The 25,747-nt window shown below is 58.1% G+C and carries 28 protein-coding genes; 18 read left to right on the plus strand and 10 right to left on the minus strand.

Annotated elements, in window-relative coordinates; genetic code table 11:
• Nucleotides 1-471: 471 nt before the first annotated feature.
• On the plus strand, nucleotides 472-1,308 hold the full coding sequence (locus tag MGMAQ_RS03155) for a sulfotransferase (protein WP_046020396.1): 837 nt from the start codon (nucleotides 472-474) through the stop codon (nucleotides 1,306-1,308).
• Between the two features lie 17 nt (nucleotides 1,309-1,325).
• On the opposite strand, the gene MGMAQ_RS03160 is transcribed toward MGMAQ_RS03155, so the two are convergent.
• Nucleotides 1,326-1,571 (minus strand): hypothetical protein, encoded by a 246-nt coding sequence (locus MGMAQ_RS03160; protein ID WP_046020397.1) that lies wholly within the window; start codon nucleotides 1,569-1,571, stop codon nucleotides 1,326-1,328.
• Nucleotides 1,568-3,400, minus strand: coding sequence for a Na/Pi cotransporter family protein (locus tag MGMAQ_RS03165; protein WP_046022897.1), 1,833 nt, complete (start codon nucleotides 3,398-3,400; stop codon nucleotides 1,568-1,570). The genes MGMAQ_RS03160 and MGMAQ_RS03165 overlap by 4 nt, the downstream gene beginning before the upstream one ends.
• A gap of 217 nt (nucleotides 3,401-3,617) precedes the next feature.
• Here MGMAQ_RS03165 and MGMAQ_RS03170 point away from each other — a divergent pair, with 217 nt between their 5' ends.
• Nucleotides 3,618-4,664, plus strand: a complete 1,047-nt coding sequence (locus MGMAQ_RS03170; protein ID WP_046020398.1) for a CoA ester lyase — start codon at nucleotides 3,618-3,620, stop codon at nucleotides 4,662-4,664.
• A 564-nt stretch (nucleotides 4,665-5,228) separates the two neighbouring features.
• On the opposite strand, the gene MGMAQ_RS03180 is transcribed toward MGMAQ_RS03170, so the two are convergent.
• Genes MGMAQ_RS03180 through MGMAQ_RS03195 form a run of 4 tightly spaced genes read right to left on the minus strand, consistent with a single transcriptional unit; the run spans nucleotide 5,229 to nucleotide 8,259 of the window.
• Complete coding sequence (locus MGMAQ_RS03180; protein WP_046020400.1) at nucleotides 5,229-5,633, minus strand: hypothetical protein; 405 nt, start codon at nucleotides 5,631-5,633, stop codon at nucleotides 5,229-5,231.
• A complete protein-coding gene (mtnA, locus tag MGMAQ_RS03185) occupies nucleotides 5,630-6,730 on the minus strand; it encodes an S-methyl-5-thioribose-1-phosphate isomerase (protein WP_046020401.1) in 1,101 nt (366 codons plus the stop codon). The genes MGMAQ_RS03180 and mtnA overlap by 4 nt, the downstream gene beginning before the upstream one ends.
• Before the next feature lie 36 nt (nucleotides 6,731-6,766).
• Nucleotides 6,767-7,372, minus strand: a complete 606-nt coding sequence (locus MGMAQ_RS03190; protein WP_046020402.1) for a hypothetical protein — start codon at nucleotides 7,370-7,372, stop codon at nucleotides 6,767-6,769.
• Nucleotides 7,372-8,259 (minus strand): S-methyl-5'-thioadenosine phosphorylase, encoded by an 888-nt coding sequence (locus MGMAQ_RS03195; RefSeq protein WP_046020403.1) that lies wholly within the window; start codon nucleotides 8,257-8,259, stop codon nucleotides 7,372-7,374. The genes MGMAQ_RS03190 and MGMAQ_RS03195 overlap by 1 nt, the downstream gene beginning before the upstream one ends.
• Before the next feature lie 126 nt (nucleotides 8,260-8,385).
• Here MGMAQ_RS03195 and MGMAQ_RS03200 point away from each other — a divergent pair, with 126 nt between their 5' ends.
• The 15 genes from MGMAQ_RS03200 (at nucleotide 8,386) to MGMAQ_RS03270 (ending at nucleotide 21,584) form a co-directional block, all read left to right on the plus strand.
• Nucleotides 8,386-9,003: a hypothetical protein gene (locus MGMAQ_RS03200; protein WP_148560813.1), complete on the plus strand. Its 618-nt coding sequence runs from the start codon at nucleotides 8,386-8,388 to the stop codon at nucleotides 9,001-9,003.
• An 83-nt stretch (nucleotides 9,004-9,086) separates the two neighbouring features.
• Nucleotides 9,087-9,332 (plus strand): hypothetical protein, encoded by a 246-nt coding sequence (locus tag MGMAQ_RS03205; protein WP_148560814.1) that lies wholly within the window; start codon nucleotides 9,087-9,089, stop codon nucleotides 9,330-9,332.
• Between the two features lie 330 nt (nucleotides 9,333-9,662).
• Nucleotides 9,663-11,903, plus strand: coding sequence for a hypothetical protein (locus MGMAQ_RS03210; RefSeq protein ID WP_046020406.1), 2,241 nt, complete (start codon nucleotides 9,663-9,665; stop codon nucleotides 11,901-11,903).
• On the plus strand, nucleotides 11,900-12,415 hold the full coding sequence (locus MGMAQ_RS03215; protein ID WP_148560815.1) for a hypothetical protein: 516 nt from the start codon (nucleotides 11,900-11,902) through the stop codon (nucleotides 12,413-12,415). The genes MGMAQ_RS03210 and MGMAQ_RS03215 overlap by 4 nt, the downstream gene beginning before the upstream one ends.
• 40 nt (nucleotides 12,416-12,455) lie before the next feature.
• On the plus strand, nucleotides 12,456-12,665 hold the full coding sequence (locus MGMAQ_RS03220; protein WP_046020408.1) for a hypothetical protein: 210 nt from the start codon (nucleotides 12,456-12,458) through the stop codon (nucleotides 12,663-12,665).
• Between the two features lie 67 nt (nucleotides 12,666-12,732).
• Nucleotides 12,733-14,184: a hypothetical protein gene (locus tag MGMAQ_RS03225; protein WP_046020409.1), complete on the plus strand. Its 1,452-nt coding sequence runs from the start codon at nucleotides 12,733-12,735 to the stop codon at nucleotides 14,182-14,184.
• A 56-nt stretch (nucleotides 14,185-14,240) separates the two neighbouring features.
• A complete protein-coding gene (locus MGMAQ_RS20620; protein WP_158498759.1) occupies nucleotides 14,241-14,438 on the plus strand; it encodes a hypothetical protein in 198 nt (65 codons plus the stop codon).
• 225 nt (nucleotides 14,439-14,663) lie between these two features.
• Entirely contained in the window at nucleotides 14,664-15,776 is a 1,113-nt protein-coding gene (locus MGMAQ_RS03230) for a hypothetical protein (RefSeq protein ID WP_158498760.1), read from the plus strand.
• Nucleotides 15,773-16,465, plus strand: a complete 693-nt coding sequence (locus MGMAQ_RS03235; protein ID WP_046020411.1) for a hypothetical protein — start codon at nucleotides 15,773-15,775, stop codon at nucleotides 16,463-16,465. Before MGMAQ_RS03230 ends, MGMAQ_RS03235 begins: the two co-directional genes overlap by 4 nt.
• Nucleotides 16,466-16,499: 34 nt before the next feature.
• Nucleotides 16,500-17,678 (plus strand): hypothetical protein, encoded by a 1,179-nt coding sequence (locus MGMAQ_RS03240; protein ID WP_046020412.1) that lies wholly within the window; start codon nucleotides 16,500-16,502, stop codon nucleotides 17,676-17,678.
• 117 nt (nucleotides 17,679-17,795) lie between these two features.
• Nucleotides 17,796-18,275 (plus strand): RNase A-like domain-containing protein, encoded by a 480-nt coding sequence (locus tag MGMAQ_RS03245; RefSeq protein WP_046020413.1) that lies wholly within the window; start codon nucleotides 17,796-17,798, stop codon nucleotides 18,273-18,275.
• Nucleotides 18,276-18,293: 18 nt separating this feature from the next.
• A complete protein-coding gene (locus MGMAQ_RS03250) occupies nucleotides 18,294-18,692 on the plus strand; it encodes a hypothetical protein (protein ID WP_148560819.1) in 399 nt (132 codons plus the stop codon).
• Between the two features lie 52 nt (nucleotides 18,693-18,744).
• Nucleotides 18,745-20,067: a hypothetical protein gene (locus tag MGMAQ_RS03255; RefSeq protein WP_148560820.1), complete on the plus strand. Its 1,323-nt coding sequence runs from the start codon at nucleotides 18,745-18,747 to the stop codon at nucleotides 20,065-20,067.
• A 246-nt stretch (nucleotides 20,068-20,313) separates the two neighbouring features.
• Nucleotides 20,314-21,282 (plus strand): IS30 family transposase, encoded by a 969-nt coding sequence (locus tag MGMAQ_RS03265; protein ID WP_052715992.1) that lies wholly within the window; start codon nucleotides 20,314-20,316, stop codon nucleotides 21,280-21,282.
• On the plus strand, nucleotides 21,279-21,584 hold the full coding sequence (locus tag MGMAQ_RS03270; protein ID WP_148560821.1) for a hypothetical protein: 306 nt from the start codon (nucleotides 21,279-21,281) through the stop codon (nucleotides 21,582-21,584). Before MGMAQ_RS03265 ends, MGMAQ_RS03270 begins: the two co-directional genes overlap by 4 nt.
• Nucleotides 21,585-21,953: 369 nt before the next feature.
• On the opposite strand, the gene MGMAQ_RS03275 is transcribed toward MGMAQ_RS03270, so the two are convergent.
• The 3 genes from MGMAQ_RS03275 to petA are packed head-to-tail and all read right to left on the minus strand — an operon-like array spanning nucleotide 21,954 to nucleotide 24,630.
• Nucleotides 21,954-22,796 (minus strand): cytochrome c1, encoded by an 843-nt coding sequence (locus MGMAQ_RS03275; protein WP_046020419.1) that lies wholly within the window; start codon nucleotides 22,794-22,796, stop codon nucleotides 21,954-21,956.
• Nucleotides 22,797-22,819: 23 nt separating this feature from the next.
• Entirely contained in the window at nucleotides 22,820-24,058 is a 1,239-nt protein-coding gene (locus MGMAQ_RS03280; RefSeq protein ID WP_046020420.1) for a cytochrome b/b6, read from the minus strand.
• A 14-nt stretch (nucleotides 24,059-24,072) separates the two neighbouring features.
• Nucleotides 24,073-24,630, minus strand: a complete 558-nt coding sequence (gene petA / locus MGMAQ_RS03285; RefSeq protein ID WP_046020421.1) for a ubiquinol-cytochrome c reductase iron-sulfur subunit — start codon at nucleotides 24,628-24,630, stop codon at nucleotides 24,073-24,075.
• A gap of 308 nt (nucleotides 24,631-24,938) precedes the next feature.
• Between petA and MGMAQ_RS03290 the strand changes: the two genes are divergently transcribed.
• Nucleotides 24,939-25,391, plus strand: coding sequence for a tRNA (cytidine(34)-2'-O)-methyltransferase (locus MGMAQ_RS03290; protein ID WP_046020422.1), 453 nt, complete (start codon nucleotides 24,939-24,941; stop codon nucleotides 25,389-25,391).
• Here MGMAQ_RS03290 and MGMAQ_RS03295 read toward each other — a convergent pair.
• The gene (locus MGMAQ_RS03295) at nucleotides 25,388-25,744 is read right to left on the minus strand and encodes a TraR/DksA C4-type zinc finger protein (protein WP_046020423.1); all 357 of its coding nucleotides are present in this window, start codon (nucleotides 25,742-25,744) and stop codon (nucleotides 25,388-25,390) included. The two genes, MGMAQ_RS03290 and MGMAQ_RS03295, sit on opposite strands and share 4 nt — an antisense overlap.
• Nucleotides 25,745-25,747 lie beyond the last annotated feature (3 nt).

The following is a 25,747-nucleotide window of genomic DNA, read 5'->3' on the forward strand; positions in this document are numbered from 1 at the left end:
CGACAGGCTTTAGGCGCTCGAACAGCCATTGGAAATCTTTGGCGAGCAATCCCTTGTCCAGACACCTTCTCCGGCGTCCAGGGGGACCCCGTGCGGACCGATAGTGAACCAGCGCGGCTATCCGGTGATCCTGGCCTTGATGATGTAAACCTTGTCGCGCCGTTGGCACCGCACTCCGAATCCTTTCACATCGGTATCACAGAAAGATTGTCCAGGCTGCAGAGCATTGACCTTATTGATCGCAATGCGGGCTCTTTGCTGGCTATTGATTCCGTCCGGCTCCTCTTGTTTCCAAGGGTCTGACCTTTCCCGGCGGGACCCCTTCTTTCCGGGCTGCAGAGCGACCGTCCAGTGGATTTTTGTATTGGTGGAGCGATGGCTCTTGCGATCCTCGGGCGAAATTGCATAATCAGCGCCCGCAATATGTCCCACTCCCAGAGTGTTCGGGCATTTTTGGAGACTACGCAGACAATGAATCGACCTGACTTTCTCATAGCAGGCGCCCAAAAAGCGGGATCTACGTGGCTCGCCTCAAAACTTTCCGGACATCTAGATCTCTATATTGCTGATCGGGAGTTGCATTATTTCAATATCGACGAGAATTATAACAAAGGGCCCGAATGGTATGCGGAGTTCTTCAAGGACGCGGGCCAGGGGCAAAAAATCGGTGAAAAGACTCCCAACTACCTTATGAGCCGCTCATTGGGCGGCGAGGAAATGCCTGCGCTATCGCGTATAAAAACCGACCTCCCAGATGCCAAGATATTGATTGTCTTGCGTAATCCGGTTGAGCGAGCCTTTTCCGCCATGCGCCATCATATGTGGTTCGGCCGCCTTCCTCCATGGGCGGATATTTGCGAGATCCTATTCGGTCGGTATCGGGAAAAAGCGGAGCACTGGAATGTGCTGGCCCATGGGCACTACGCTTGGCATATCAATCGGTGTATCGAGCTTTTTGGCCAAGACAAAGTCCGGGTGTGGATTTTTGAAGAAGACATTATCCGCAATCCAGAAGGGATCTTGCGCGACTCAATGGAGTTCATTGGTGTTGATTCCCGTTGGAGGCCCAGCAAGGACAATAAGACATCCAACAAGGGCGTGAATTCCCGTGCCGTGCTGACCGCCAACTACTACACACCGTTTTTGGGCCCTATGTGGCAAGCCGTCGATCGTGCCGTACATGGAAAGTTCGATGTTACGCAATCCTGCAAGGATCGTCTCACTGAGTACTATGCGAAAGATGTTGCACAGTTGGAAGGTGTTCTCGGTCGCAGTCTTTCCGTCTGGGGCTCTGAAAGCCCAAACTGATGGCCTGAGCCCTTGGATCAGCTTTTTCCCTTGAGCTTGCGCAGGGTTTTGATGCCTTTCTTGCGCTGAGCCTTTGAGACCTTGATTTGGCGCTTGAGGTCCGCGCTATCCTTGTCCGATTTGGTTTGCCTCAGCTTTTCCTGAAGCGTGACTTCCTTGTGCTTGAGCTTCTTGAGGACCTTTTTCAACGCCACTTTTTTCTTACGGGTGTCGTCCAGGTCGAGGATGTTTCCCAGCCTATGAATCAGTTTGGCGGTTTTCATCGGTGCTCTCCCTGACCTTGTTCAATGATTGCCTGTGGGTCCGACATGTCCTCAATATCCTCTTCGGTCAAACGAACCAGTTCTTCGGCCTCGCGCACTTCAAGCTCCTTGGAGCCAAATACGGCCTTGGCCATCTTAACGAGATTCCAGATCAAATCCCGCGTATAGCTCAGGTCGTTCATCAAGGATGTTGCCATATACGGCGTGATCTGTCCTTCTCGAATCATCCGATCCAGGGTGCCGTCGGTGAGGATGTTCTTTTCCTCAACAGCCACCTTGTAGCGATCCAAGGCCAGAATATCGTGGTCCGTTTCCTCATCGATGCGCAGGTCCCGCAAATCCCGCATCAGTTGGGTCACCATAAGCCGCATCTTGTCATATTCGGCCTGCATATGCGGATTTTCAGAGGTGAGATGAATGGCCATGTTGGGCCGCAGATGTTTGATGTCCTTGACGCTCTGCACCACGCCGTGACAGGCGTCCCGCAATTCGTAGAGCGGCGTTGAATACTCATGAGGCAGTTCGGTTTGGGCGCGGCTGATGAAATCCAGGATCGCGCCATAGAGTGCCTTGACGTCACTGGTATAGACTTCGTCCAAATCGAATTCGATTGGTGAACGGTGGCCGTCGAGCAGCTCTTGCAGGGGCGCATCGCTGGACAGGGCCTTGGGCTCGATATTCAATCCCCGAGCCATGATCCCAAAGCTGTTGTCATACAGGTGCAGAGTCTCGCGACGCACGGATTCCAAGAGGGTTTCCGGGAACTGAATGGAAATATCGTTGATATATCGGGGCTCCACGGTCTTGATCATCGGCCGCGGAATGACCCGGCGCAGACCCTTCACCAGCGGCCCGACCAATGGGGTCATGACAATCACCCCGATCAGATTAAAGATCGTATGGAACACCGCCAGTTTCAGGGCATAGTCGTCTTCGGCGATTCCCACGGTCATGGAAATGCTATCCACCGCCCAGACCAGCGGGCTGATGAAAGCGATGGCAATCAGGCCGGTAACCAGGTTGAACACCAGGTGCGCCCCAGCCAGGCGTTTACCTTGATAGTTCGAACTCATGGCGCCGAGGATGGCGGTAATGGTCGTGCCGATGTTGGCGCCGATGGCCAAGGCCAGGGCATTTTCATAGGTGATCTGTCCGGCGGCCAGGGCGGTGATGATCAGCACCAGGGTGGCGTGGCTGGACTGCATGACCACGGTGGCAAATATGCCGATGGCGCAGAACACCATTAATCCCAGGAACCCCGGCATGGCATAGGCGGCCAGATCAATGGTCGATTTGAAGGCCTCGAAGCCTTCCTTCATATGGTGGATGCCCAGGAACAGGAAGCCCAATCCGGCGAGGATGTAGCCCGCGCCTTTCAGCCCCTTGGATTTCTGAAAAATCAAGATGATGCCAAATACCAGCATGGGCATGGCATAGGCCGAGATCTTGACCTTCAAGCCCAACCCGGCCACCAACCAGGCACCGGTCGTGGTGCCGATATTGGCGCCGAAGATGATGCCGATGCCCGACGACAGCCAGATCAACCCGGCGCCGAGAAAAGAGATGGTCAGCACCGATACTAGTGAAGAGGACTGCATGATGGTGGTGGCGACAATGCCAAAGCCGATGCTCTTCCAAAGCTTGTCCGTGGCCATTTTGAGCAGCTTGTCCAGCAGCCCGCCGGTGAAAGCGCGGAAACCTTCCTCCAACGCCAACATACCGAACAGAAAGATCGATACCCCGGCGGCGATTTCCTTGAAATCCGGACTGACGTAGAACCCCCATCCCAACAGGATGAAAATAACCGGTAACAATGTGCGTCTGAACAAGTCGGCGTCTCCCTTCGCCTGAAGCCCTTGGCGGGCTTGCATCCTATGTTTGTCATATGGCTGCGAGAAAATTGTAACATCTATTGATGTGGAATGTTAGTTCACCCTGCCAGAGAGGAGTCACTTCTTTCTTGTGCAATGCAATATCGCGATGCACAATCTACCTTTCCGGCTGGCCGGAAATCCAACATCTCAAAAAAACGGAGGGAGGCTCCCCATGTCCAAGCCCGCGCGCAAATTCCTCGAACCCCTGGCCATTGGGGCGCCCGAGCCCTATCGCGAACTGCCGGTGGCGCTGGAACGGATGATTCATTTCTTCCCGCCGCATATCGAAAAGATGCGCGCCAAGGTGCCGGACATGGCCAAGCAGGTGGACGTGTTGCTGGGCAATTTGGAAGATGCCATCCCCGCCGATGCCAAGGAAGCGGCGCGGGCCGGGTTCATCGAGGTGGCCAAGAATGCCGATCTGGGTGATACGGGCCTGTGGACCCGGGTCAATTGCCTCAATTCCCCCTGGTTCCTGGATGATGTGATTCAGGTGGTGGATGCTGCCGGAGACAAGCTGGACGTGGTCATGCTGCCCAAGGTCGAAGGGCCTTGGGACATCCATTATCTGGATCAGCTTCTGGCCCAGTTGGAAGCCAAGAACAGCGTGAAAAGGCCAATCATGATCCATGCCATCCTGGAGACGGCCCTGGGCGTGGAGAACATCGGCGCCATCGCCGCCGCCAGCCCGCGCATGCATGGTATGAGCCTGGGGCCGGCGGATCTGGCGGCCTCGCGGGGCATGAAGACCACCCGGGTTGGCGGCGGTCATCCGTTCTATGGAGTCATGGAAGATCCCCGCGACGATGACGCCCCGCGCGCCTTCTATCAGCAGGATCTGTGGCACTACACGGTGGCCAAGATGGTCGATGCCTGTCAGGCCAACGGCATCAAGGCGTTCTATGGCCCGTTCGGGGATTTCTCCGACAACGAGGCCTGCGAGGCCCAGTTCCGCAACGCCTTCCTGCTCGGTTGTGCCGGTGCCTGGAGTCTGCACCCGAAACAGATCGACATCGCCAAGAACGTCTTCAGCCCCGACCCGGAGGAAGTCATCTTTGCCCTGAAGATCCTTGACGCCATGCCCGACGGCACCGGCGCGGTGATGATCGACGGTAAGATGCAGGACGACGCCACCTGGAAACAAGCCAAGGTCATCGCCGATCTGGCCAAACAGGTGGCCGCCAAGGACCCGGAGATGGCAAAGGTTTATGGGTTGTAGGCAAGCCGACATCCCTTTCAGGAACACGATTGACGCCGCATGGGCACCATGCGGCGTCAGGTTGCTGAAGAAGTCTGATTTCGAGCGTATGGCGACACATGCTTCGACAAGCTCAGCATGAGGGCCTTTGAACTTTCAACTTGTTAGCCTCACCCTGAGCTTGTCGAAGGGCGAGGCGGGCCGTAGGACAACACATTGTCAGCAGTCTGACGCCGCATGGGCACCATGCGGCGTTTTTCTTTTGTGCCTCATCGTAATAACCTATAATTGCCAAACGAATCCATGTACAACATAAAGGAATATTCAGATGGCTAGGTATTATGTGAATACTAATCCGCAACCAACCGGAGAGCATGAAGTGCACACAGAAGGTTGCTCCCATCCACCGTCGGCCGAAAACCGCCGGTATCTTGGCGATTTCAACAACTGCCAGGATGCCGTGAAGGAGGCGAAAAAGACTTATCCGCAGTCAAATGGGTGCTTCTATTGCAGCAAAGAATGTAATACGGGCTGATCCTCGAGATCGCGGAGCGCAAACCAGGGAAGGGCGGCTCCGGCACGGGGTCACTCACATATGTAACGGTGCCGTATGGCCGCCGGCAAGGTCTTGCCTACCGGGTCTCCGGCCTCTTCCGCACGGCGCTTGAGATAGGCCATCCAGACCGGCACCAGATCTTCGGCGGTGATCCCTTCGGGCGGGCAGGACAACAGTTGGTGGCGGACCTGAGCCCGGCCGCCCTTGGGCCAGGTGGCCAGAAGCGCCTCGTCATGTTCCATGAGAAGCATGCGGTTGTAGCCGTCCATGCGTCGCAGGGCTTTTTCCAAGCCTTGTAAAAAGCCTTCGATCACGCCAACGCAGGGCAGGGGATCGGTCTGGCAAAGGGCCTGCCATTCCTTGGAGGTCTTCTCCGCCTGGGCCGGGCTGGCGAGGGCACTCAAAAGGGCCGTGGACAGGATCAGCCGCCTCACGAGTCCACCTTTTCCGGGAACATGTCGGCCAGGGCCTGGCGTGAGGCCTCAGCGACGCCTCTTTCGGTGATCAGGCCGGTGACCAGCCGGGCCGGGGTGACGTCGAAGGCGTAGTTGGCGGCCTCGCTGCCCTCGGGGATGACGGTGACTGTGCCGGTGCCGCCGTTTTCGGTGCGGCCCCAGATCTCGGTGACCTCGGTGCCGTCGCGTTGTTCGATGGGGATCTCCTTGACCCCGTCATGGACCCGCCAGTCGATGGTCGGGCTGGGCAGGCAGACATAGAACGGCACGCCGTTGTCATGGGCCGCCAGGGCTTTCAGATAGGTGCCGATCTTGTTGCATACATCCCCCGAGGCGGTGGTGCGGTCGGTGCCGACGATGCACAGATCCACCTCGCCATGCTGCATCAGGTGACCGCCCACGTTGTCGACGATGCAGGTATGGGGCACCCCGTGTTGGCCCAGTTCGAAGGCCGTGAGGTTGAAGCCCTGATTGCGCGGCCGGGTCTCGTCCACCCACACATGCACCGGGATCCCAGCGTTATGGGCCTTGTAGATGGGCGCCGTGGCGGTGCCCCAGTCGACCGTGGCCAGCCAACCGGCATTGCAGTGGGTCAGCACGTTGACGGCGCCCTGCTTGCCCTTCTTTTCCCAAATCTCGCGAATGATCGTCAGGCCGTTGTCGCCCATGGCCTCGCACAGGCCCACATCCTCGTCGGCGATTTCGGCGGCGCGTATGTAGGCGGCCTCCTCGCGCTCGGCGGCGGGCAGGGGGGCGAGCAGGGATTTCATCTCGTCCAGGGCCCAGCGCAGGTTGACCGCCGTCGGGCGGGTCTTGAACAGGGCGGCAGAGGCGGCTTCCAGGTTCTTGTCCGAGGCATCGGTGCGCATGGCCAGCGCCATGCCATAGGCTGCCGTGGACCCGATCAGCGGCGCCCCGCGCACCAGCATGTCGGCGATGGCCGCCGCGGCATCCTCCATGGTGGTCAGCCGCACCACCTCGAACAGATGCGGCAAGCGGGTCTGATCAATGATCTCCACCGACCGCTCGTCGGCGGCGGTCCAGATGGTGCGGTAATGGGTGCCATTGATATTCATGACGTGAAACCTTTCGTTCGATCAGAGCCCTGTTGGTTATGCCTCACTCCTGCGCACCGGTAAACCTCCCGCGCGCAGCCTTTTCACCAGTCCGCGCCGGTTGTGGGCGCCCTGGTCGCCGTCTTGGGCATGGATGAAATGGCCGGACATGATCAGCCGCTGGCCGGTGAGCATGGGCAGGGCCGCCATCAGGTCCAAGTCGCTCATTCCGGCGCGCAAGGGATCGCCGTGCTCTTCCAAGTCGATACAGTCCACCACCAGCAAACGCGGGTTGGCCCGAAGCTGGGCCAGGAACGCCCCGCCGATGGGGCAGCCGATAAGGAATAGCCGTTTGACGCTGGGCAGGGCATGAGCAATCTGCGCGGCGATCAGGCCGCCAAAGGAATAGCCGACGAGATTCTCCGGTTCGGCCATGGGCAGATGGTCGCCGGGGATGAAGTCGTCCAAGGGCCCGTGGCGGTAGCGCATCACCAGACCGGCCTGAATGGTCTGGTCGAGGAAGCTGCCGCGCAGGCCGGACATCTGGATCAGGTCATTGCTGCCCAAGGCCACGTTTTGGACCCCGACCTCGCGCAACGCCACCACCATGTCCGGCATATAGTCGCCGGAGGTGTCGAGACCACCGAAAAAGACCGTGCCCATTATCCTCCCAGCACCCGCCCGGCGACGGCATCGAGCTTCTTGATCAGGGCCGGGTCGCGGGCATCGGGGGCGGTAATAATGGCGGTGTCCAGGGCGGTCTGACAGCCTTTTTCGCAGGTCTCGGTACGTCCTGACAGTTTCGGCGCCGTGGCCTTGACCAGGGCGCGGGCGTTGTCGGCATTACCCATCAACACGGCAATGATGGCATCGACGGTCACATGGTCGTGATCCGGATGCCAGCAGTCATAATCGGTGACCATGGCCACGGGGCAGTAGCACATCTCCGCCTCGCGGGCCAATTTGGCTTCCGGCATGTTGGTCATGCCAATCACGTCGCAGCCCCAGGAGCGGTAAAGATTGGATTCGGCCAGGGTGGAGAACTGCGGGCCTTCCATGGTCAGATAGGTGCCGCCGCGCTGATAGGGGATGCCCACTTCCTGGATCGCCGCTTCCACCGCATCGGCCATACGGCCGCAGGTGGGATGGCCCAGGCCCACATGACCCACCAGACCGGTGCCAAAGAAGCTTTTGGTGCGGGCAAAGGTGCGGTCGATGAACTGGTCCACCAGCACGAAATGGCCCGGTGGCAGTTCCTCTTTCAATGACCCGACGGCGGAGACGGCCAGGATATCGGTGACCCCGGCGCGCTTGAGCACGTCGATATTGGCTCGGAAGTTGAGCTCCGAGGGCGGAATGCGGTGGCCGCGACCATGACGGGGCAAAAAGACCATCTTCTGGCCGTCCAACTCGCCGAAGAGCAGTTCGTCCGAGGCCTCGCCGAAGGGGGAGTCGACCCGGCGCCATTGGGTGTTGCTCAGGCCGTCGATTTCGTAAACCCCACTGCCGCCGATGACGCCGATAACCGGCGGAACGCCCGGATTGCTCATTCTTTCTTCTCCTGTTCGGATGCGTGATTGGGCGGCTATTCTTGCCGCTTCGCTTTGCGCTTGCAAGCAGGCAAAAGCGGGCGCACCATTCGCGCCAATATCAACAAGGAAACGGAGTGTTCCCAAATGCGATACGCGATTTTGCCGCTGCTGGCCGGTGTGGCCCTGGGCGCCGCCATGGCAACGCCTGTGCAGGCCGAGGAGGACATGCGCACGGTCCTGACTCTCAAGCCGGAGATCCGCGAGCAGTTCCTCAAGGAGATGCGCGGCCATATGGAAAATCTGGACGATATCATTTCCGCCATCGGCGAAGGGGACTTCAAGGAAGCCGCCATGATCGCCGACACCCGCCTCGATTTCGGCCATCACATCTGGGAAGCCATGGCCGCCAAGGGCGCCACCGCGGATCAGATCGCGGCGGCCAAGAATCGCATGCGGTCCATGGGCATGGGCATGGGCCGGGGCATGAGCGATGAAGAACACATGAAGATGGAAGAAAAGATGGCCGACCACGCCAAGGGCATGGGCATGGGCCATGGCATGGGTCGCGGCATGGGTCGCCACATGACCCCGGAATTCCGTCAGATGGGCCAATCCATGCATGGGGCCGGAGGAGAACTGGCCAAGGTGCTGCACGCGGCCGCCACCCCGCCCACCGCCGAAAACTACCGCCAGGTGATGGAATCCCTGTCCGAGGTGACAACCGTCTGCCGGTCCTGCCACGCGACCTTCAAGGTGCAGTGACCGACGTTTCATTGAATGAGATGAGAGGGCCGCTGGTGGAACCGGTGGCCCTTTTTTTGGGGAGACCGCCCCGGGGACGCGCCATGAGGACCGAGACCGCCATCGCCAAACTCACGAAGGAATTCCTCGATCCCCGAGGAAAGGGCGATTTCGTCCTTGCCCTGGAGAAGGCCGAAGGGGACGTGGTCTATTACGGCGGCTTCGTCAACGGCATGATCGATTGGGTGGCCGACCGGGCCGAGGCCATACGGTTCGAACCGGAAGACGAGCGGGACCTGCCGGAGATCCTGGAGGTCATCGCGTATCATTTGCCAAGCAATGATTTTTAAGCGGATTTTGGTGGAGCGGTACCGTAAATCCACCGAAACCCATGGCCAGACCATCGGATGCCCCCGACTTTCTTTCTCCTGATATTTCGGTTCTCCAAACGGGGGCGGACGTTGGGGAGTCTGCGCTTGGCCAGAAAATGAAAATATACCTAACGATATCTTGGATGGCTTATAAGGCAAAAAATATGCTGTAAAAGCCCATTATGATCAATAAATGTTCTTGACAAGTCCTGTTTGTTCCCGGTAAAGGAGAGGAAAGAGTGCCATTTCGGGGAATTCACCCCCAGGAAGCGGCATCGGACCCAACCATGACCCAACAGGAGGCCTCCCATGGGAAGCTTGTCATCCGCCAACCCTTCCGCCGATGGGGGTTCCCCGTCCTCGCACAGGGATAATCAGCCCAGCGCCCCGGCACCTCTTCCAGCCCCGCCCTTGCCCGCGCCGTCCCCGGACTTCGGCACGACGCCCGATTTCGGTGGCGGCCTGTCATCTTATGGCTCGGACACCTCCCTGAGGGGCGGGTCGCTGTTCGATGAGGCCCCGACCTTGGCGCCGTTGGCCCCCAAGCCGACCCTTGCCGATCCCCTGGCCAAGTCCGATGCGACCCCGACCCTCGGCGCCGATCCCACCGACCGCCAGACCCGGGCCTTCAACAAGCGCCAGGAGGCGGCCAATCTCAAGGCGGCCCGGGCCGATTCCGATGCCGCCTGGAAGTTCCATCAGGATAAGAAAGCCGCCGAGCAAAAAGCCGCCAGCCAGCGGATCCAGGCCCGCCGCCAGGCCCAGGCCGCCGAACGCCAACAGGAGGCCCAGGCCCGCAAGACCCACCGGGCCCGCATGCAGGCCCAACAGGCCCAGCAGACCAAACCGATCAACCCGATCAAGGAACAGCAGCGCCGCAATTTCGAGGCCCATAAGGCCCAGGCCCGGCAGGTCCGCTGGACCCAGCCCAATCTCCGCCCCTCCCTGGCCAACCAGCCCAAGGGACCCAAGCCGGTGGGCTCGGAAGAGGACTACAAGCGCGATTTCCAACGCCACCCGGTGACCGCCCAGGCCGAGGCGGACCGGATCGTCGACACCATTCCGGTGGAAGATTGGTCCAGCACCCAGGCCCTGATGGCGCAAACCTCGCCGGGCTACTTCCAGAGCGGGCACCCGGCCAACAACAAGGTCCGCCCGAAAGTGGACCAATGGTACAAAAACACCTACCCGGGCAAGATCGATCTCTCCTCCGGCCAATCGGCACGGGGCAATGGCGGCATGCAGGCAGACGACCGGCGCCAGGTGGATGCGCATATCAATGCAGGTTCCGGCACCCGAGCCAAGGCGGTAGCGGCCTATGATCCGGATGTTCTGCTGCCCTCGGCAGGCGACGCCAGCCGCGCGCCCGATCTCACCAAACGCCTGGAAGTCCATGGTCGCGACAGGGACTGGACCCCCGGCGAGATCGAGGACTTCAAGGACCAGTTCGACGCCCTTGACGGAAGGGATCAGGAGGCCTACCTCCGAATGCTGGAGGGGGAGGTCCCGTCTGCATCGGAAGAGATGAATGGGGTTTCCGGCGGCAGCGGAACCGACCATCTGGTCGGCGGCGGCGGGGATGATACCCTTGAGGAATTGGGTGACCAAAAACCCCGCAAGAGTGAATCCGAGCTTGGCGTGCCGCCGGGCCCGGACGCTTCCCGCAATGGCCCTGTTAAGTCTTCCCCACTTATCTTCGATCTGACCACAGGCAAGCCGATCACGCTTGACGAGTATAATGGTGTGCCTGAAACTGGACGATGGATGGACGAAGCCGGATCGTCATTGGGCGATCAGTCAGATGACACCGCGGAGAAACCGCGAGGTGCCCATGTTCTGGATGCGGCGGTGAATGGTGCCCGATGGCTGAGGGACCGTGGGCGGAACACTTCCGCCCCGCCCACCAAGGAAGACCTGGATTACTTTGAAAATCAGGCGGACATGCTGGAATCTGCAGGCTTGGCGCTAGGGTGGGACGTGGCAGCCGGTAACGTGCGCCACTATCGTGACGGGTCCGGTGAGGATAAATGGATCGAGCCGAAATTTTTGCTTGCTCACGAAAAGGTCAAAGAAGAGGAGCAGAAACATAGAGATAGAACGGACGGTCATGTTGAAACCACGGTTCAGGATCGTCTAGCCGAACTTCCGGACGGAGGGACGCTCGATTTCGGTTTCCATACCATCACCCAGTACGACCTTAACAATGAGGAATTTCCTAAATCGGAACTTTACTACGCCTCCAACGCAGCGAACATGGAGACCGGCGCTGCCTTCACAGCCATCCGCGAGGGCAACCGGATCACGGTTCGGGGCAACGTCAACCGGTATTGGCACGACGACTACGACTGGCATCCCGAGCACAATTTCGGAATCGAAGCTGGTGGTAGACGGACCATTCCCGACCGCGACATGGAAGCGCTGGCCGACTACCGTGGCGCGAAATCCTATGGTATGCTTTCCGAATGGCGCGATGACACGGTCTATACCGGCACCATCGGCCCTGGAGGTGAAATCTGGTGGGATCACAAGAACACGGCGAGACGAAAGTGAGCCCTTACAAACGCTTCTGGGGCCTAGCCCGCGACACAAGAAAGCAAGGACACCCCGTACTCTGGGCTGGTTTTTTGATTTCTTTGGTCAGTGCCGCCTGGGCAGGATACCATCTGTACATGAACTTGCCACTCAGGGAAATTCATCCGACTTGTTCGGAGCGCGGGAATTTTCAGGAGTTGCCCGGTGACTATGTCCAAGGTTGGTTCTTCCGCCCCTTCGTGAAGAAGGTTTTTGAATCCAGAATTCCCGTTAAGTATATTAAGAGCGAATACGATCAAGGAAATGGAAGCCATGTGCGAACTGGTGTAAATAGAGCCTGGATCTCCCGCAGCGATTGGAACAAACACTCTGGAACCATTGCGCAGATCACTAACGAGATCGTCCGAGACGGAGTCGCGCGAAAACGTGAGCAAGGCTTTGACTTTCCAATATTTTCCTTCGAGCGGGAAAGCGACCGGGAGTTGAGGCCCACCTGTGCTGACGTGCATCGCTATGTCTACGGAAGATAGATTTGTCACTGCTTAATTGATTTGCTAGGCGCGGCAGGCCATGGACCCGGAGGTCAGCGGGTTCTACAGGCAATATCAAATGCATGCCCGGGGCGGCAAGGTCGGGCTCGGTGGCTATCAGGCCGTTACCGAGGGCAACCCGGAACTGCGGGCGCGCAATGCCCGAGAGGCGGGTTTCGAAGGGGCGGCCTCCAAGTATGCCCTGGACGCCGCCGGCAACCAGATCGTCAAGGATTCCGGGTTACGGTGACGGGTTACGGTGACGCTGCATTAATTAGGGTTACCATGACGCTGCATTAATTAACCCCGTCTCGTGCATGCCCGAGGATACCTGGGACGGCATGGCGCCGCCCAAGCCGGAGGAAATCCGGGCCATCCGCGACAAGCCGGTGGCCGAGCGCACCCATGCAGATCAGCGCCGTCTCCATTGGGCCGAGGATTACTGGACCAACGAGGACATCCAGACCGAAACCACCGCGTTCTACAAGCTCAACAGCGAAGTCGGCGCGCCCACGGGCCATGCCACGGGCCATGCTCCCTTCGGCGCCGACAGCGCCCGTTCGGAAGACGCCCGGATCAACCGCCAACGCGCCGACCATGCCATCAAGAGCCTCGGGCCCGATGCCGATCCGGACCATGTGCGCATGGTCGAGGCGCACTATGGGCTGCGGGAACCGGCCCAAGGGGTCTCCATGGATGAGCATGGAAACTGGTATGATGCCCAGGGGCGCCGCATCGACAATCCCCATAAGGACCCAAATGCGCACAAGGCCGGAACCGGCTGGGAAGGTGGTCCCGACGCCCGGCAAACGAACGGCCTCTCGATGGGCGACGACGGCCAATGGTACGACGAATTTGGCAACAAGATCGACGATCCAGACCGTGATCCGAATGTCCACACCGCCGGATACGATGGAAAGGCGGCTTCCCCCTATTGGAGCCAAAACCGCGATGACATCGATGCCAATGGTATTTGGACCGCACCCGACGGCACGAAGCTCGATATTCACGAGGAACGGGAAAAGCGCGGCAATCCGTATTGGATGCCGCCGCTGTCGAACCAGACGGCCTCAAATTCAGAAAAGGCGCTGGACCAAGATACTGACGCAAATGCCGCCTACGATGCTGGCACGGTTGGCACTTACACTGACGAACGCAAGGAGAATGATTTTTCGCAATTGAATGACGACAACGACAGTTATGATGCCGGGTATGCCAGCGACCAGCAGGCGCTCGAAAATGAAAATCAGCCGACCATTCTTTCGAAATCGACAGATCGTAAACGGTCTATACTCAACGATACCCCTGCTATATTTAATATCGCTGACAATCCAGATGCCGATGGCTCTGAGCCTATACATGAGTTCTCATATTTCAATGAAGTGCCTGAGCATAATGAAATCATTGAACGTAAAGCCAAAGAGCAAGGCGTCGACCCAGATGTGGTGCGAGCAATTGTATATATGGAGACTACTCACGGTTACTATGATAGGCTTCTTGAGCCGTTTGGTAAGAATGATTCGCTTCGTCCGATGAACGTCAAAGCAAGTTACTGGAAGGATTTAGGGTATAGTCGCAATGACCTGGAGAGGCCGGAAACGAATATTGAGGCTGGTGTAACCCTTATCCGGCGCTTGCAAGATCGAATTCCTGGCGCTTCCATTGAGCAAATTGCCACAGCTTACCAAAACCTCGCGGCAGAGGAGGTTAGTGATTATGGGGCGAGAGTCCGCGAGATTTACGAAAACAGGCTTTGGGATACACAGTAACCGTGATTTCTAAACCGACAAAAATTGTATTAAGCGCTGGATTCCTGCTATCCATCATGTTTGCAGCATTTATCGGATATGCCGCAATGAAACACGATCCCCAGCACGAATTTTCCTCTGACTTGGCCCATTTTGGCTTGCTGTTGACCATTGGTTTCGGCACGGCGCTGTCACTAACCGTTTCTATTTCAGCAGTAATTGAGGGTGTTTATAGGCTTATTGTCTACAGAAAATCGAATCGTATCAAGGGATAAGATGCAATTGTTCCGACCTGATCTGACAACGATCTATTGGTTACGTATTACTGTAATGGAATGGACGCCCCCTTCGGCGCCGATGGCGCCCGCTCGGAAGACGCCCGGATCAACCGCCAGCGCGCCGATGATGTGATCAAGAGCCTCGGGCCCGATGCCGATCCGGACCATGTGCGCCTGGTCGAGGCGCACTATGGGGTGGGGGAACCGGCCCGAGAGGTCTCCATGGATGAGCAGGGCAATTGGTATGATGCCCAGGGGAATCTGATTGATCAGAATACCGGGAACGATCCCATGCATAATGCAAGAACGCTGGAGTATGTTCCCGGCCGAGACGATGCGCCGCCCATAGACCTTCTCTATCGCCCCGGCGAAGATTCCGGCACCGGCATGCCGATGGACACGAACGGCGGGAAGGGCGATAGCGGAGACACCTCGACGACTTCGCCGCCAAATACCCATAAACCGGCCATGAACGAATATGGACGGTGGACCTATCCAGACGGCAGCCCTGCGCCCGATCCGGATCATAATCCGCACATTCTCAAGGCCAGCGGCAGTCGGGTAAATGTGGACCGTTCCAGCCCTCAGAATGGGGAAACACCTTCCTCGCCTGATGCTTCAAATGATGACCCAATTCCTGAGGGCGTAAAAGGCGACATGGCTGCTTTGGCCCGAGAGGGAGTGGAAGCCGATCGTGTCCGGCGGTCCTATCAGGAACGGATTAAGCAGGCTTCCGACGAAATCCTTGAGAAGTATCGTCAAGGGGGATACTCGGCTGAAGAGGCGGCGAGGCTTGCGAGTGGCGAACGCAATAAAATCATGATGGAAGCCCGGGAACAGGGCACCGAAACCGCGAAAGCCATTGCTGAAATGAAGAAAAAAGAAGGAATAGCATTTGATGATCTTCTGGATAGATATGCTGGAGAAAAAAAGAACTTCAAGGACCTGACACCGAAAGAACAAATGGCAGTCTGGGAGAAAATTATCAACAAGTCCGGAAGTGGCAACTCAGATTGGACGAGGCGCGCCAGAATAGCTGGCAAGGCAGGTCGGGGCCTCTGGCTATTGACGGCAGCCATAGCAGCCAATAACATCATGGTTGCACAAGATAAAAAACATGCCGCATTAAAGGAAGGGGTGACCGTGACCGGCGGAGCGGTCGGTGGCGCCGCCGGAGGGTTGCTCGGCACCCTCTGCGGCCCGGGCGCTTTCATCTGTTCACCGCTCGGTGTGATGATCGGTGGGTATTTGGGCGGTGAGGGCGGCGCCAATCTGGTCGAAGGCACCTATGGCCACGAAGGTGGAGAAATTGACAGTGACTGGGTAATGCCGTGACGCCGATCAACAAATTTGAATTCAAGCCCGGGGACAGATTTTTCGAACCGGTGCTCGGAGACCCGGAGAGGGAGAAACTCTCCCTCTATCTCCCCAAGGAGGGAGATACGTTGCGACTGGGCGCAAGATATCAGCCTGAAAAATTTCTTAGCTATACGGAACCTATTTCTCAGGACATCCATTTTGATGGCCGACGGATTGCCCGCTATGTCTCCATCTTGGGAGACGCGATCGTGGCCCAGTTCCAATGCCGAGGCGGCTATCTGCTGATCAGCAATTACGAGCGTGCATTTCAGGATCTATATGGTGAATGTGGAGCGTTGATCATTTCATACGTCACCGAGGATTTTGTCCTTGAAGACAGCGCCATCTTCGCTTTGTTCAGCTACTTCACGATTCCCGCCAAGCAGACATACGACCAATCCGAGGGCACGGCTGGACATCTGAGCCCCGAGGCCAGTCCCATCTATTCCTTGCAAGTCAGAGATAACGACAGTCTGACTTTTCGCATGAAGGAAGGACCGAAAGTTTGGCTAAGGGTATATGAATCCCCAAAACGGGGCTTGTTGGGCTGGCTCGGTTTTAATGGTACCCGTTGTGGGCCGAACTGTTTTGAGCCCCGAAGGCTATGGATTCATCGGTCAGTCTTTACCTTCTTTCCGAGCAGGATGGCCGCCGTCGGTGCTTAATCCATACTGATCTTGAGAGGATACCTGGGGCGGCATGGCCCCGCCCAAGCCGGAGGAAATCCAGGCCATCCGCGACAAGCCGTTGGCCGCGCGCACCCATGCGGATAAGCGCCGCCTCCATTGGGCCGAGGATTACGGGACCAACGAGGACATCCAGACCGAAACCACCGCGTTTTACAAGCTCAACAGCGAGCAAGCCGCGCCCACGGGCCATGCCACGGGCCATGCCCCCTTCGGCGCCGATGGCGCCCGTTCGGAAGACGCCCGGATCAACCGCCAGCGCGCCGACCATGCTATCAAGAGCCTCGGGCCCGATGCCGATCCGGACCATGTGCGCATGGTCGAGGCGCATTACGGCCTTTTGCCGAAACAGGAATCAAAAGATACCCTCGGCGGCACGGATGGAACTGACACCTTTGGGGGCGGGGATGGAGACGATAGCCTGATCGGCGGTTCCGGCCATGACGACTTGTCCGAGGGCTCCGAGGTCCCAAACGACCAGACTCAGCCAGCACCCACTCCCGAAGATGAGTCGTACTTCGACCGCAAAACCTACCGCCAAGCCATCGAGGAACAGCGGTTGGCCTCCTGGCTCGCCGGAGGGGGGCAGCGCATCGCCGACAACCTCTCCGAAGCCTATGACCAGTGGGACCCGAAATGGTCTGATCTCTACGAGATCCCGGGCTCCATGCTGAGGTCTTTCAGCAACGACATCAAAGACGCCATCGAGAACCCGGAGGACCCCTCGAAAACCCTGCCGCTGGCGCTCGAAGCAACGGGCCTCGGCGGCGCCTTCAGCCGCCTTCCCAAAGCCCTGCCGGATGGCGACGTGCTCGGCATGAGCGGTGGGCGACTGGCTCTTGCCGCAGACAGGTATGATCTCGAATTATCGGAGCCTAAAGCGTACTATTTTGATCCTCCTACATGGAACAAAAAAGCGGAGAGACCCTTGCCGGTATTTAGAAACCCAACAGACACTGAACTTGAGACCAATTTGAAACAATCAAAATATCTACGTGTCATCCGCCACACAGGAAACAATGACATCTACATTTGGCCCGGCGATGAAGGACTGCACGCAGATGTGGCCGCAAAGTTGGGCTTTATTGAAGATGAGGTAGAGAACCTAGGGTATATTCTATCCGCCGAGGACCTCGACGACGTAATGCGATACATAGCAAAAGGAGAAGGCCCCCTGAGGTTTACGCTTTAGGGGGAAAATCGCGGGGCGCATGGCACCTTCCAGGGGACGAAGAAGACCTGGACCCAACCCCGCCCGCCGCGTCCGGGCGAATGGAAGGCCCCGGACGGGGATCTGGACACCGGCGACATGGAGATCATCGATCTGCTGAACCAGGGCGGCTCCCGACCCGGCCAGCCCGCCACCGGAAACCGCAACCCCGGGGGCATTCATAATCCGGATGGAACCGGTGAGAAAATGGCGCACACGGATCGGCGGCATGTGGTCACGGAAGAATACCTGGATCACCGGATTCGGACGGAAAAAGGTGGTGTTGCGTCAACCTACATCAATCAGGATTTCGCCAACAAGGCGACGACGCTTGCAATTAACAAAGGCATGCATAAGGCTGAGCGCGAAAATCATGGAAATTACTCAATCACTTGGGATGTTGGGAAAACGGTTGGATATGTGAAAGGCTCCAAAAGCAAGCTAGGAACAGCAGGAAAGCAAGTGAATATCCCCCATGGAAAGCCACAGCCAACATCACGGGTAAAAGTGATATTCTTTCCAGACAAGATGAAGCCTTATGGTATCCATATCGTCACATCCTATCCGGTACTGAACTGAAGAAGTTGGAGCGGTTCTATGACCGAAAAAAGTTTCTATAGCGATTTTCCTCGCTTCCGAAGGTTTTTAACAACTAGCTTCGGGCCTGGGTGGGGCAATCTTGGAAAAGGCATGGAAGAATGCATTGCCTTTTATCGCGTCTATACCAAAGAAGAGGAAATGGACGGACTGCTTATGGAAATCGACGCGTTCCTGAAGTCTCCATGGATCGAACCGAATGCAATTGAGGAGGCATTTCGGCAAGCGGACGTGCATTATCCTTATGAGAGAAGGCGTTATAAGGGCGCCACCGACCCTAACAACAGAGCCATTGGGTGGGTCGAGGAGATCCGAGATATCCTATTGACCTCGATTCCCGATCAGATACGCCGAAACGCCAGCAAGAGAGTTCGTGAAGGCTGGGCCGATCTGTACTAGGTTCCGGTGACGCTGTTTCGGTGACGCTGTATTAATTAACCCCGTCTCGTGCATGCCCGAGGATACCTGGGATGGCATGACCCCGCCCAAGCCGGAGGAAATCCAGGCCATCCGCGACAAGTCGGTGGCCGAGCGCACCCATGCGGATCAGCGCCGCCTCCATTGGGCCGAGGACTACTGGACCAACGAGGATATCCAGACCGAAACCACCGCGTTTTACAAGCTCAACAGCGAAGTCGGCGCGCCCACGGGCCATGCCACGGGCCATGCTCCCTTCGGCGCCGACAGCGCCCGTTCGGAAGACGCCCGGATCAACCGCCAGCGCGCCGATGATGTGATCAAGCGCCTCGGGCCCGATGCCGATCCGGACCATGTGCGCATGGTCGAGGCGCACTATGGGCTGCGGGAACCGGCCCAAGGGGTCTCCATGGATGAGCAGGGCAATCGGTATGATGCCCAGGGGCGACGCATCGCCAATCCCAACCAGACCCCGAATCTGCACAAGGCCAGCGACAGACGAACCAATGTTAGCCAGCCGACCTCCCGCGATGGGGAACCCACCGGCGGCATGATCGGGGATGATGGGGCCCTTGGCGGATCGGGGGAACCGGCTACCTACCAAGACCGCTTCCCCATGCAATCGAATTCATCCGCCGTGCAAAGAGATCTACATGCCTACCTGGCACGGATGGACGAAAGAGGCCTTCAAGATCAACAACACACTCACAAAAAACAACGGGTCCCGATTGCCACGGAGCACAAGGCCTGGCTCCTCGAACATGGGGGCAGAGCGGTGGGTATGGAACAGTCGGCGCGCGCCCTCAAGCACTACAATGAAGGTAGCGGCCAGGATCTGCAAATGCCGACTGAGTGGTTGCGGAGCAACAAGGAAATCACCGAAGCGGAAGACACAAATCATACGGCTATTGGATCCGAACTGATTTCCGATCCCGCTGTGAATCAGCAGCTTTCCAGTTTGAAGGATGGCCAGTCGGTCACCATTCCCATCGGCAAAACCCTTGACGAAATCGATGCCGATGGCATCAGTGATCTCCATTTCGCCAGCGGAAAAAGCAACCTGCAAACGACAGGTGAAGTGACCGTCACACGCCAGGGAAACCAGTTGCATGTCACCGGCCAGCAGGATTATCACTGGTTTGACGACTATGACTGGCATAAGAATACGCGTTTCTTTGGTGGGTTAGTGACCGGAGAGCAGATGCAGCAGCTTAAGACCCTGGGATCGGCCAAGGACTTCAAGATGGTCGGCGATTGGACCGGCACGGTGAGTGGCACCATTCCCCTAAACCCTGGAGGGGGACTGGGCAAGCCCAGCCTGACGTGGACACCTGGGCAGTCCTCTCCGGGACCTTAAGCGTCAGTCGGCAAGGAAAGGAATGAAGAGCATGGTTCGGAAACTTTTTGGTCTCATGCGTAAGGCGGGTCACCCGGTGCTCTGGACGGCGCTGTTCATCGCCCTGATCGGCAATCTCTATTACCGGGACCGCCTGTACTGGGAAACACCCTCCATTCCTTTCCAACCGTTTTGCAATCCGAGAAGCGATGGGGAGCACCCTAGATTCAGACCCCAAGTGCACCACCCAGCTATGCTGGGAACGCTATGGGACAGAAATATGCACACGTCAGCTTGGACGAACGATGCGAGATTTACCGTCTGCATGCAGACGGTAAATCTCAACGGGCCATTGGGCGGCTGATGGGCCGCTCGGCCTCGACCATTGGCCGGGAATTGAAGCGCAACGCGCTGCCCCGGGCCGGATACAAGCCGGCCATGGCCGAGCGCATGGCCTGGGCGCGCAAACGCCGCCTGCCGAAAATCGAGCGCTTGAGCCCTCTGAAAACCCACATCCTGGATGCACTTGCTATGGAACAGAGCCCGGAGCAGATCGCCGGAAGGCTCAAGCTCGAAGGATCAGAGCATACCATCAGCGCCGAGACAATCTATGCCTGGATCTACGGGCCCCACGGGCGGCGGCGGAAGCTCCACCGCCTGTTGCCGCAGGCCAAATCCCGTCGCGGACGACGGGCCCGAAAAGGGCGGCGCGATCCGCCGATCCCCGACCGGATGCCGATCCATATGCGTCCGACCAAGGCCCATCTGCGCGCCGAGCCGGGCCATTGGGAGGCCGACTTGGTGCACTTCCGCAAGCAACGGGCCTGTTTGCTCACCTGTATCGAGCGGCGGTCTCGGCTGCTGCTCACCGCGACCCTTCCAGACAAAACCGCCCGCACCACCGCCGAGGCGCTGGCCAGGCTGCTCAACCGTGCGCCCAAACGGGCCCGGAAAACCGTCACCCTGGACAACGGCGGCGAGTTCTACGACCACAAGAGCCTGCCTGTGCGCGCCTTCTTTTGCGATCCCCATTCCCCCTGGCAGCGCGGCTCCATCGAGAACGCCAACGGCGTCCTGCGCCGCAGCCTGCCCAGGCACATTCGCCTCAATAAATTCTCCGATCAAGACATCGAGGACATCACATGGACCTACAACACAACGCCCCGAAAATGCCTCGGTTTCCTCACGCCAATCGAGGCATTCGCCAAATCAATCGGTGTTGCACTTGAAATTTGAATCCAGCGCACCTCCGTCCGGTAAATGGTGAATTCACCTTATCTCCAGAATTCCTAGAATATGCAGTCGCGGAAATGGCAATTTGGGGATTTTCAGTAAAAGCTGAATTTCAGGACATTAATTTGCCTGTTCTGATTGCCCCAAGAGATTTTGACGATGCCTCGACGATGACTCATGTAACCGAAAAGGCTTATTTTGCGGCAAGAGATGTACCGACCTACCTGGACACCGCTACCGTGAAGAAAATATACGGTTTGTCGATCACTTGTGAGGAAATCGAGGGTGTGGTTACCCGATTCTGAGGTGGTGGGCGTTATTTTCTTTGGAAATCCCGGCTCTCTCGGCGGTCTCCGGGTTACTGTGGTTACGGTGGGGTTACAGGTGCCACTCCGCAAATTATTCCCCCCCGGGGTTACGCTAATGGCATGGACGCCCCCTTCGGCTTCGTGATGAGCCATACTGGAGGTTGTCGAAACTTTCCAATAGCGGGAGCGTCCAATGAGCAATGAAATGCTAAATTCAGAAGTCCCGCCTGATGCCTCGACGGACTCCGCGTGAGGCAGTCCTGACTCCAATACTGTCTTTCCGGCCTGCGCCACACCTATCGCCCCCCACAAAAAAGGCCGCCGGAAAATCCGACGGCCCTTTCTATTTCAATGCGGCGCCAAGGTTTAGTGCAGGTCGCGCCAGATCTGTTTCTTCAGGGCGAACAACAGCACCGAAAAGATGATCAGGAAACCCACGACCTTGAGGCCAAGGCTGGCGCGTTCTTCCAGTTCCGGCTCCGCGGCCCAGGACAGGAACGCCGTGACGTCGCGGGCGTGCTGGTCGAGGGTGGCGGGCGTGCCGTCTTCATATTCCACCGCTTCGTCATAGAGCGGCGGGGCCATGGAGATGGCGTGACCCGGGAACCAATGGTTCCAGGACTTATCCTCGGGGATCGCCTCATAGCCTTCCGGAGTCTCTTCCTCGTAGCCGGTCAGCAGCGCATAGAGGTAGTCCGGCCCGTTGAACCGCGCCTTGGTGATCAAGGACAGGTCCGGCGGCAGAGCCCCGGCGTTGGACGCCATGGCCGCCTGCGGATTGGGGAACGGCGCATTGAAGCGGTCCGCGGGCAGGGCCGGGCGGACCAGGAATTCGCCGTCCTCGTCGAGGACTTCGCCTTCGTCATCGGGGCCGGCAAGCACTTCGTACTCGGCGGCGATTTCCTTGATCTCGTCTTCGGTGTAGCCCAAGGCCGACAGATTGCGGTAGGCGATCAGGTCCAAGGAGTGGCAGCTGTTGCATACTTCCTTGAAAACCTGGAAGCCGCGCTTGAGCTGCGCCTTGTCGAAGTGCACGAAGATGTCGATACCGGTCATGATGTTCAATCCGGCGATACGCAGTCCGGACTGTTTAAAGGTCCAGTCTTGCATCGGCGGCTTGGGTGCCGACGAGGCCTGTGCCGCGCCGGACCCAAGGGTCACGGCGAGGACGGCGGCCAAGGCGGCGGTACGAATGAAGGTGGTCTTCATTGGATTGTCTCCTCCTTGTCCGCTCAGTGGGTCACGGCAGCGGAAATGCTGTCCGGAAGTTCTTTGGTTGATTCCATGCGGCTGACAATCGGCACGATCAACAGCAGGTGCGCGAAGTAGTAGGCGGTCGAGAGCTGACCGATGATGATCCAAGCACCCTCGGCCGGCATGCCGCCCGCCTTGCCCAGAATCAGGCAGTCAATGACGAACAGCCAGAAGAACATCATGGACAATGGCCGGAACTTCATGCTGCGCACCTTGGAACCGTCGAGCCAAGGCAGCAGGGCCAGGAAGATGATCGACAGGAACATGGCGATCACGCCTTGCAGCTTGGCGGTCAGGAACCAGATGTCCGTCGTGAAGGCCCGCAAGATGGCGTAGAACGGCAGGAAGTACCATTCCGGCACGATATGCGCGGGGGTCACCAACGGATTGGCCGGGATGTAGTTGTCCGGTTCGCCGAAGAAGTTGGGCGCGAAGAACACGAAGAACATGAAGAAGGCCAAGAAGACGGCAATCCCGTAGAGATCCTTGATGGTGTAGTAAGGATGGAACGGAATGGTGTCTTGTTCGCTCTTCACGTCGATGCCCAGCGGGTTGTTGGACTTGTGGTGATGCAGCGCCCAGAGGTGGATGAACACCAGGGCGAAGAGCACGAAGGGCAGCAGGTAGTGCAGCGAGAAGAACCGGTTCAGGGTCGGATTGTCGACCGAGAAGCCGCCCCACAGCCACTCAACGATGTCCACGCCAACAAACGGGATGGCGGAGAACAAGTTGGTGATCACCGTGGCGCCCCAGAAGCTCATCTGGCCCCATGGCAGCACGTAGCCCATGAAAGCGGTGGCCATCATCGCCAGGATGATGATCACGCCGATGATCCAAAGCAGTTCACGCGGGTACTTGTAGGACCCGTAGTACATCCCCCTGAACAGGTGGATATAGACCACGATGAAGAACATGGACGCGCCATTCATGTGCATGTAGCGCATCATCCAGCCCCAGTTCACATCGCGCATGATGCGCTCGACACTGGCAAAGGCCATGTCTTCGTGCGGGGTGTAATTCATCACCAGCATAATGCCGGTAAGGATCATGATGACCAGAACCATGCCTGCCAGGGAACCGAAATTCCACCAGTACGACAGGTTGCGCGCGGTCGGATACCCACTGCCCACCGAGCTATCGATGAAGCTGAAGATCGGCAACCGATATTCGATCCAATTCAGGACCGGGTTCTTGAATTCTTTTGTAGAATGAGACATTTCGACTCCCCCGGTTAGCCGATCAAGATGACGTCGTCGGATACGAACTCGTAAGGCGGCACCGGCAGATTGAGCGGCGCCGGGCCCTTGCGGATGCGTCCGGACGTATCGTAGTGGGAACCATGGCAGGGGCAGAACCAGCCGCCAAAATCACCCTTGGGTTCGCTAGGCTTCTGACCTTGCGGAATGCAGCCCAAATGGGTGCAAATGCCGATCAGCACCAGCCATTCGGGCTTTTGTACCCGCTCGGCGTCCGACTGCGGATCGCGCATGTCCGCGGCCGAGTCCTCTGCGGTGGCTTTGGCGATTTCTTCCGCTGTGCGATGACGGATAAAGGTCGACTTGCCGCGCCATTGAACGGTAATGGCCATGCCTTCCTCGATGCCCGAGATATCCACTTCGGTGGAGGCCAGCGCCAGCACATCGGCCGACGGAGCCATGAAGTCGATAAAGGGCCAAACGGCGGCCGCGGTGCCAACGGCACCGAAGGCAATAGTGCCGTACAAGAGGAAATCGCGGCGGGTTGCGTCGTCGCCCGGGTTTTCAGGCGCGGTGGTAGCCGTGTCTGCCATGACTTAACAATCCCCTTCTCGGCCCATGTTTTTGGGCCTGTCTGCGTTGTTACCATTGGGTCGTTGGTCCTCGGAGGCAATCCCCAGTTCGCCAGCCGTGGTCCCGGAGAGGACTCCTCTCCCCCTGTTGATAGCGGGCGATTCGATAAAGACAGAACCGCCCTGCATTTCGCCCAGAGACGAAATGTAGCGGAAGGGTATATAGCGTATATTATTGCTCTTGGAAAGCCCGGAAACGCTTCTATTGCCTATTTTATAAGGAAATGCTTATTTAACATTCCGCGACCAAAGGAACCGTGAAATCGCCCATGCGTCTTGTGTTGTTCGAGCCGGATATCCCACAAAACGCGGGTACCCTTTTCCGCCTGGGTGCTTGCCTTGGTCTGCCGGTGGATATTATCGAACCCTGTGGGTTCATTTTATCCGATAAACACCTGCGTCGCGCGGGTATGGATTACACGGACCTGGTTCAGATCACCCGCCACAATTCCTGGGCGGATTTCGAAGCACAACGGACCGGTCGGCTGATTTTGCTGACCACCCGGGGTGACCGATCCCACGTGGACTTTCATTTTGAATCAGATGATTGCGTGATGGTGGGGCGGGAGAGTGCCGGGGTGCCCGAGGCCGTGCACGCGGCTGCCGATGCCCGCTTGCGGGTACCCATGATGCCTGATGCCCGCTCGCTCAATGTGGCGGTGACGGCGGCGTTGGTGATCGGCGAAGCCCTTCGCCAGACCGACGGTTTTCCAAGACTTTAGTGATGCTCTGCCTTTTCGGCGCATTTAACGCAAAGGGGCACCGACGGGTCCAGGTCCAGGCGCTTGGCCGGAATTTTGGCATCACAGGCGGTACAATGGCCGTAGTCGCCTTCTTCGATCCGCTCGAGGGCATCATTGATATGCATGAGTTCCACCTGCCGATGGCGCTCCAGTTCCTGGGCCATGGCCTGGGACTGCAGGGCATCCATGCGCGATAGCCGTCCCAGGCGCTGCTGATCCACTTCGACCGTCGCCCGGTCACCTTCGGTGGCGTCATGTTCGCTGTTCAACTCGTCTTGGCGGGCAATGAGCCGCGCCTTGTACGATTCCAGATCCAGGTCCTTCCTGCTCATAGT

It is taken from the genome of Magnetospira sp. QH-2, from assembly GCF_000968135.1.
GTDB lineage: Bacteria > Pseudomonadota > Alphaproteobacteria > Rhodospirillales > Magnetospiraceae > Magnetospira.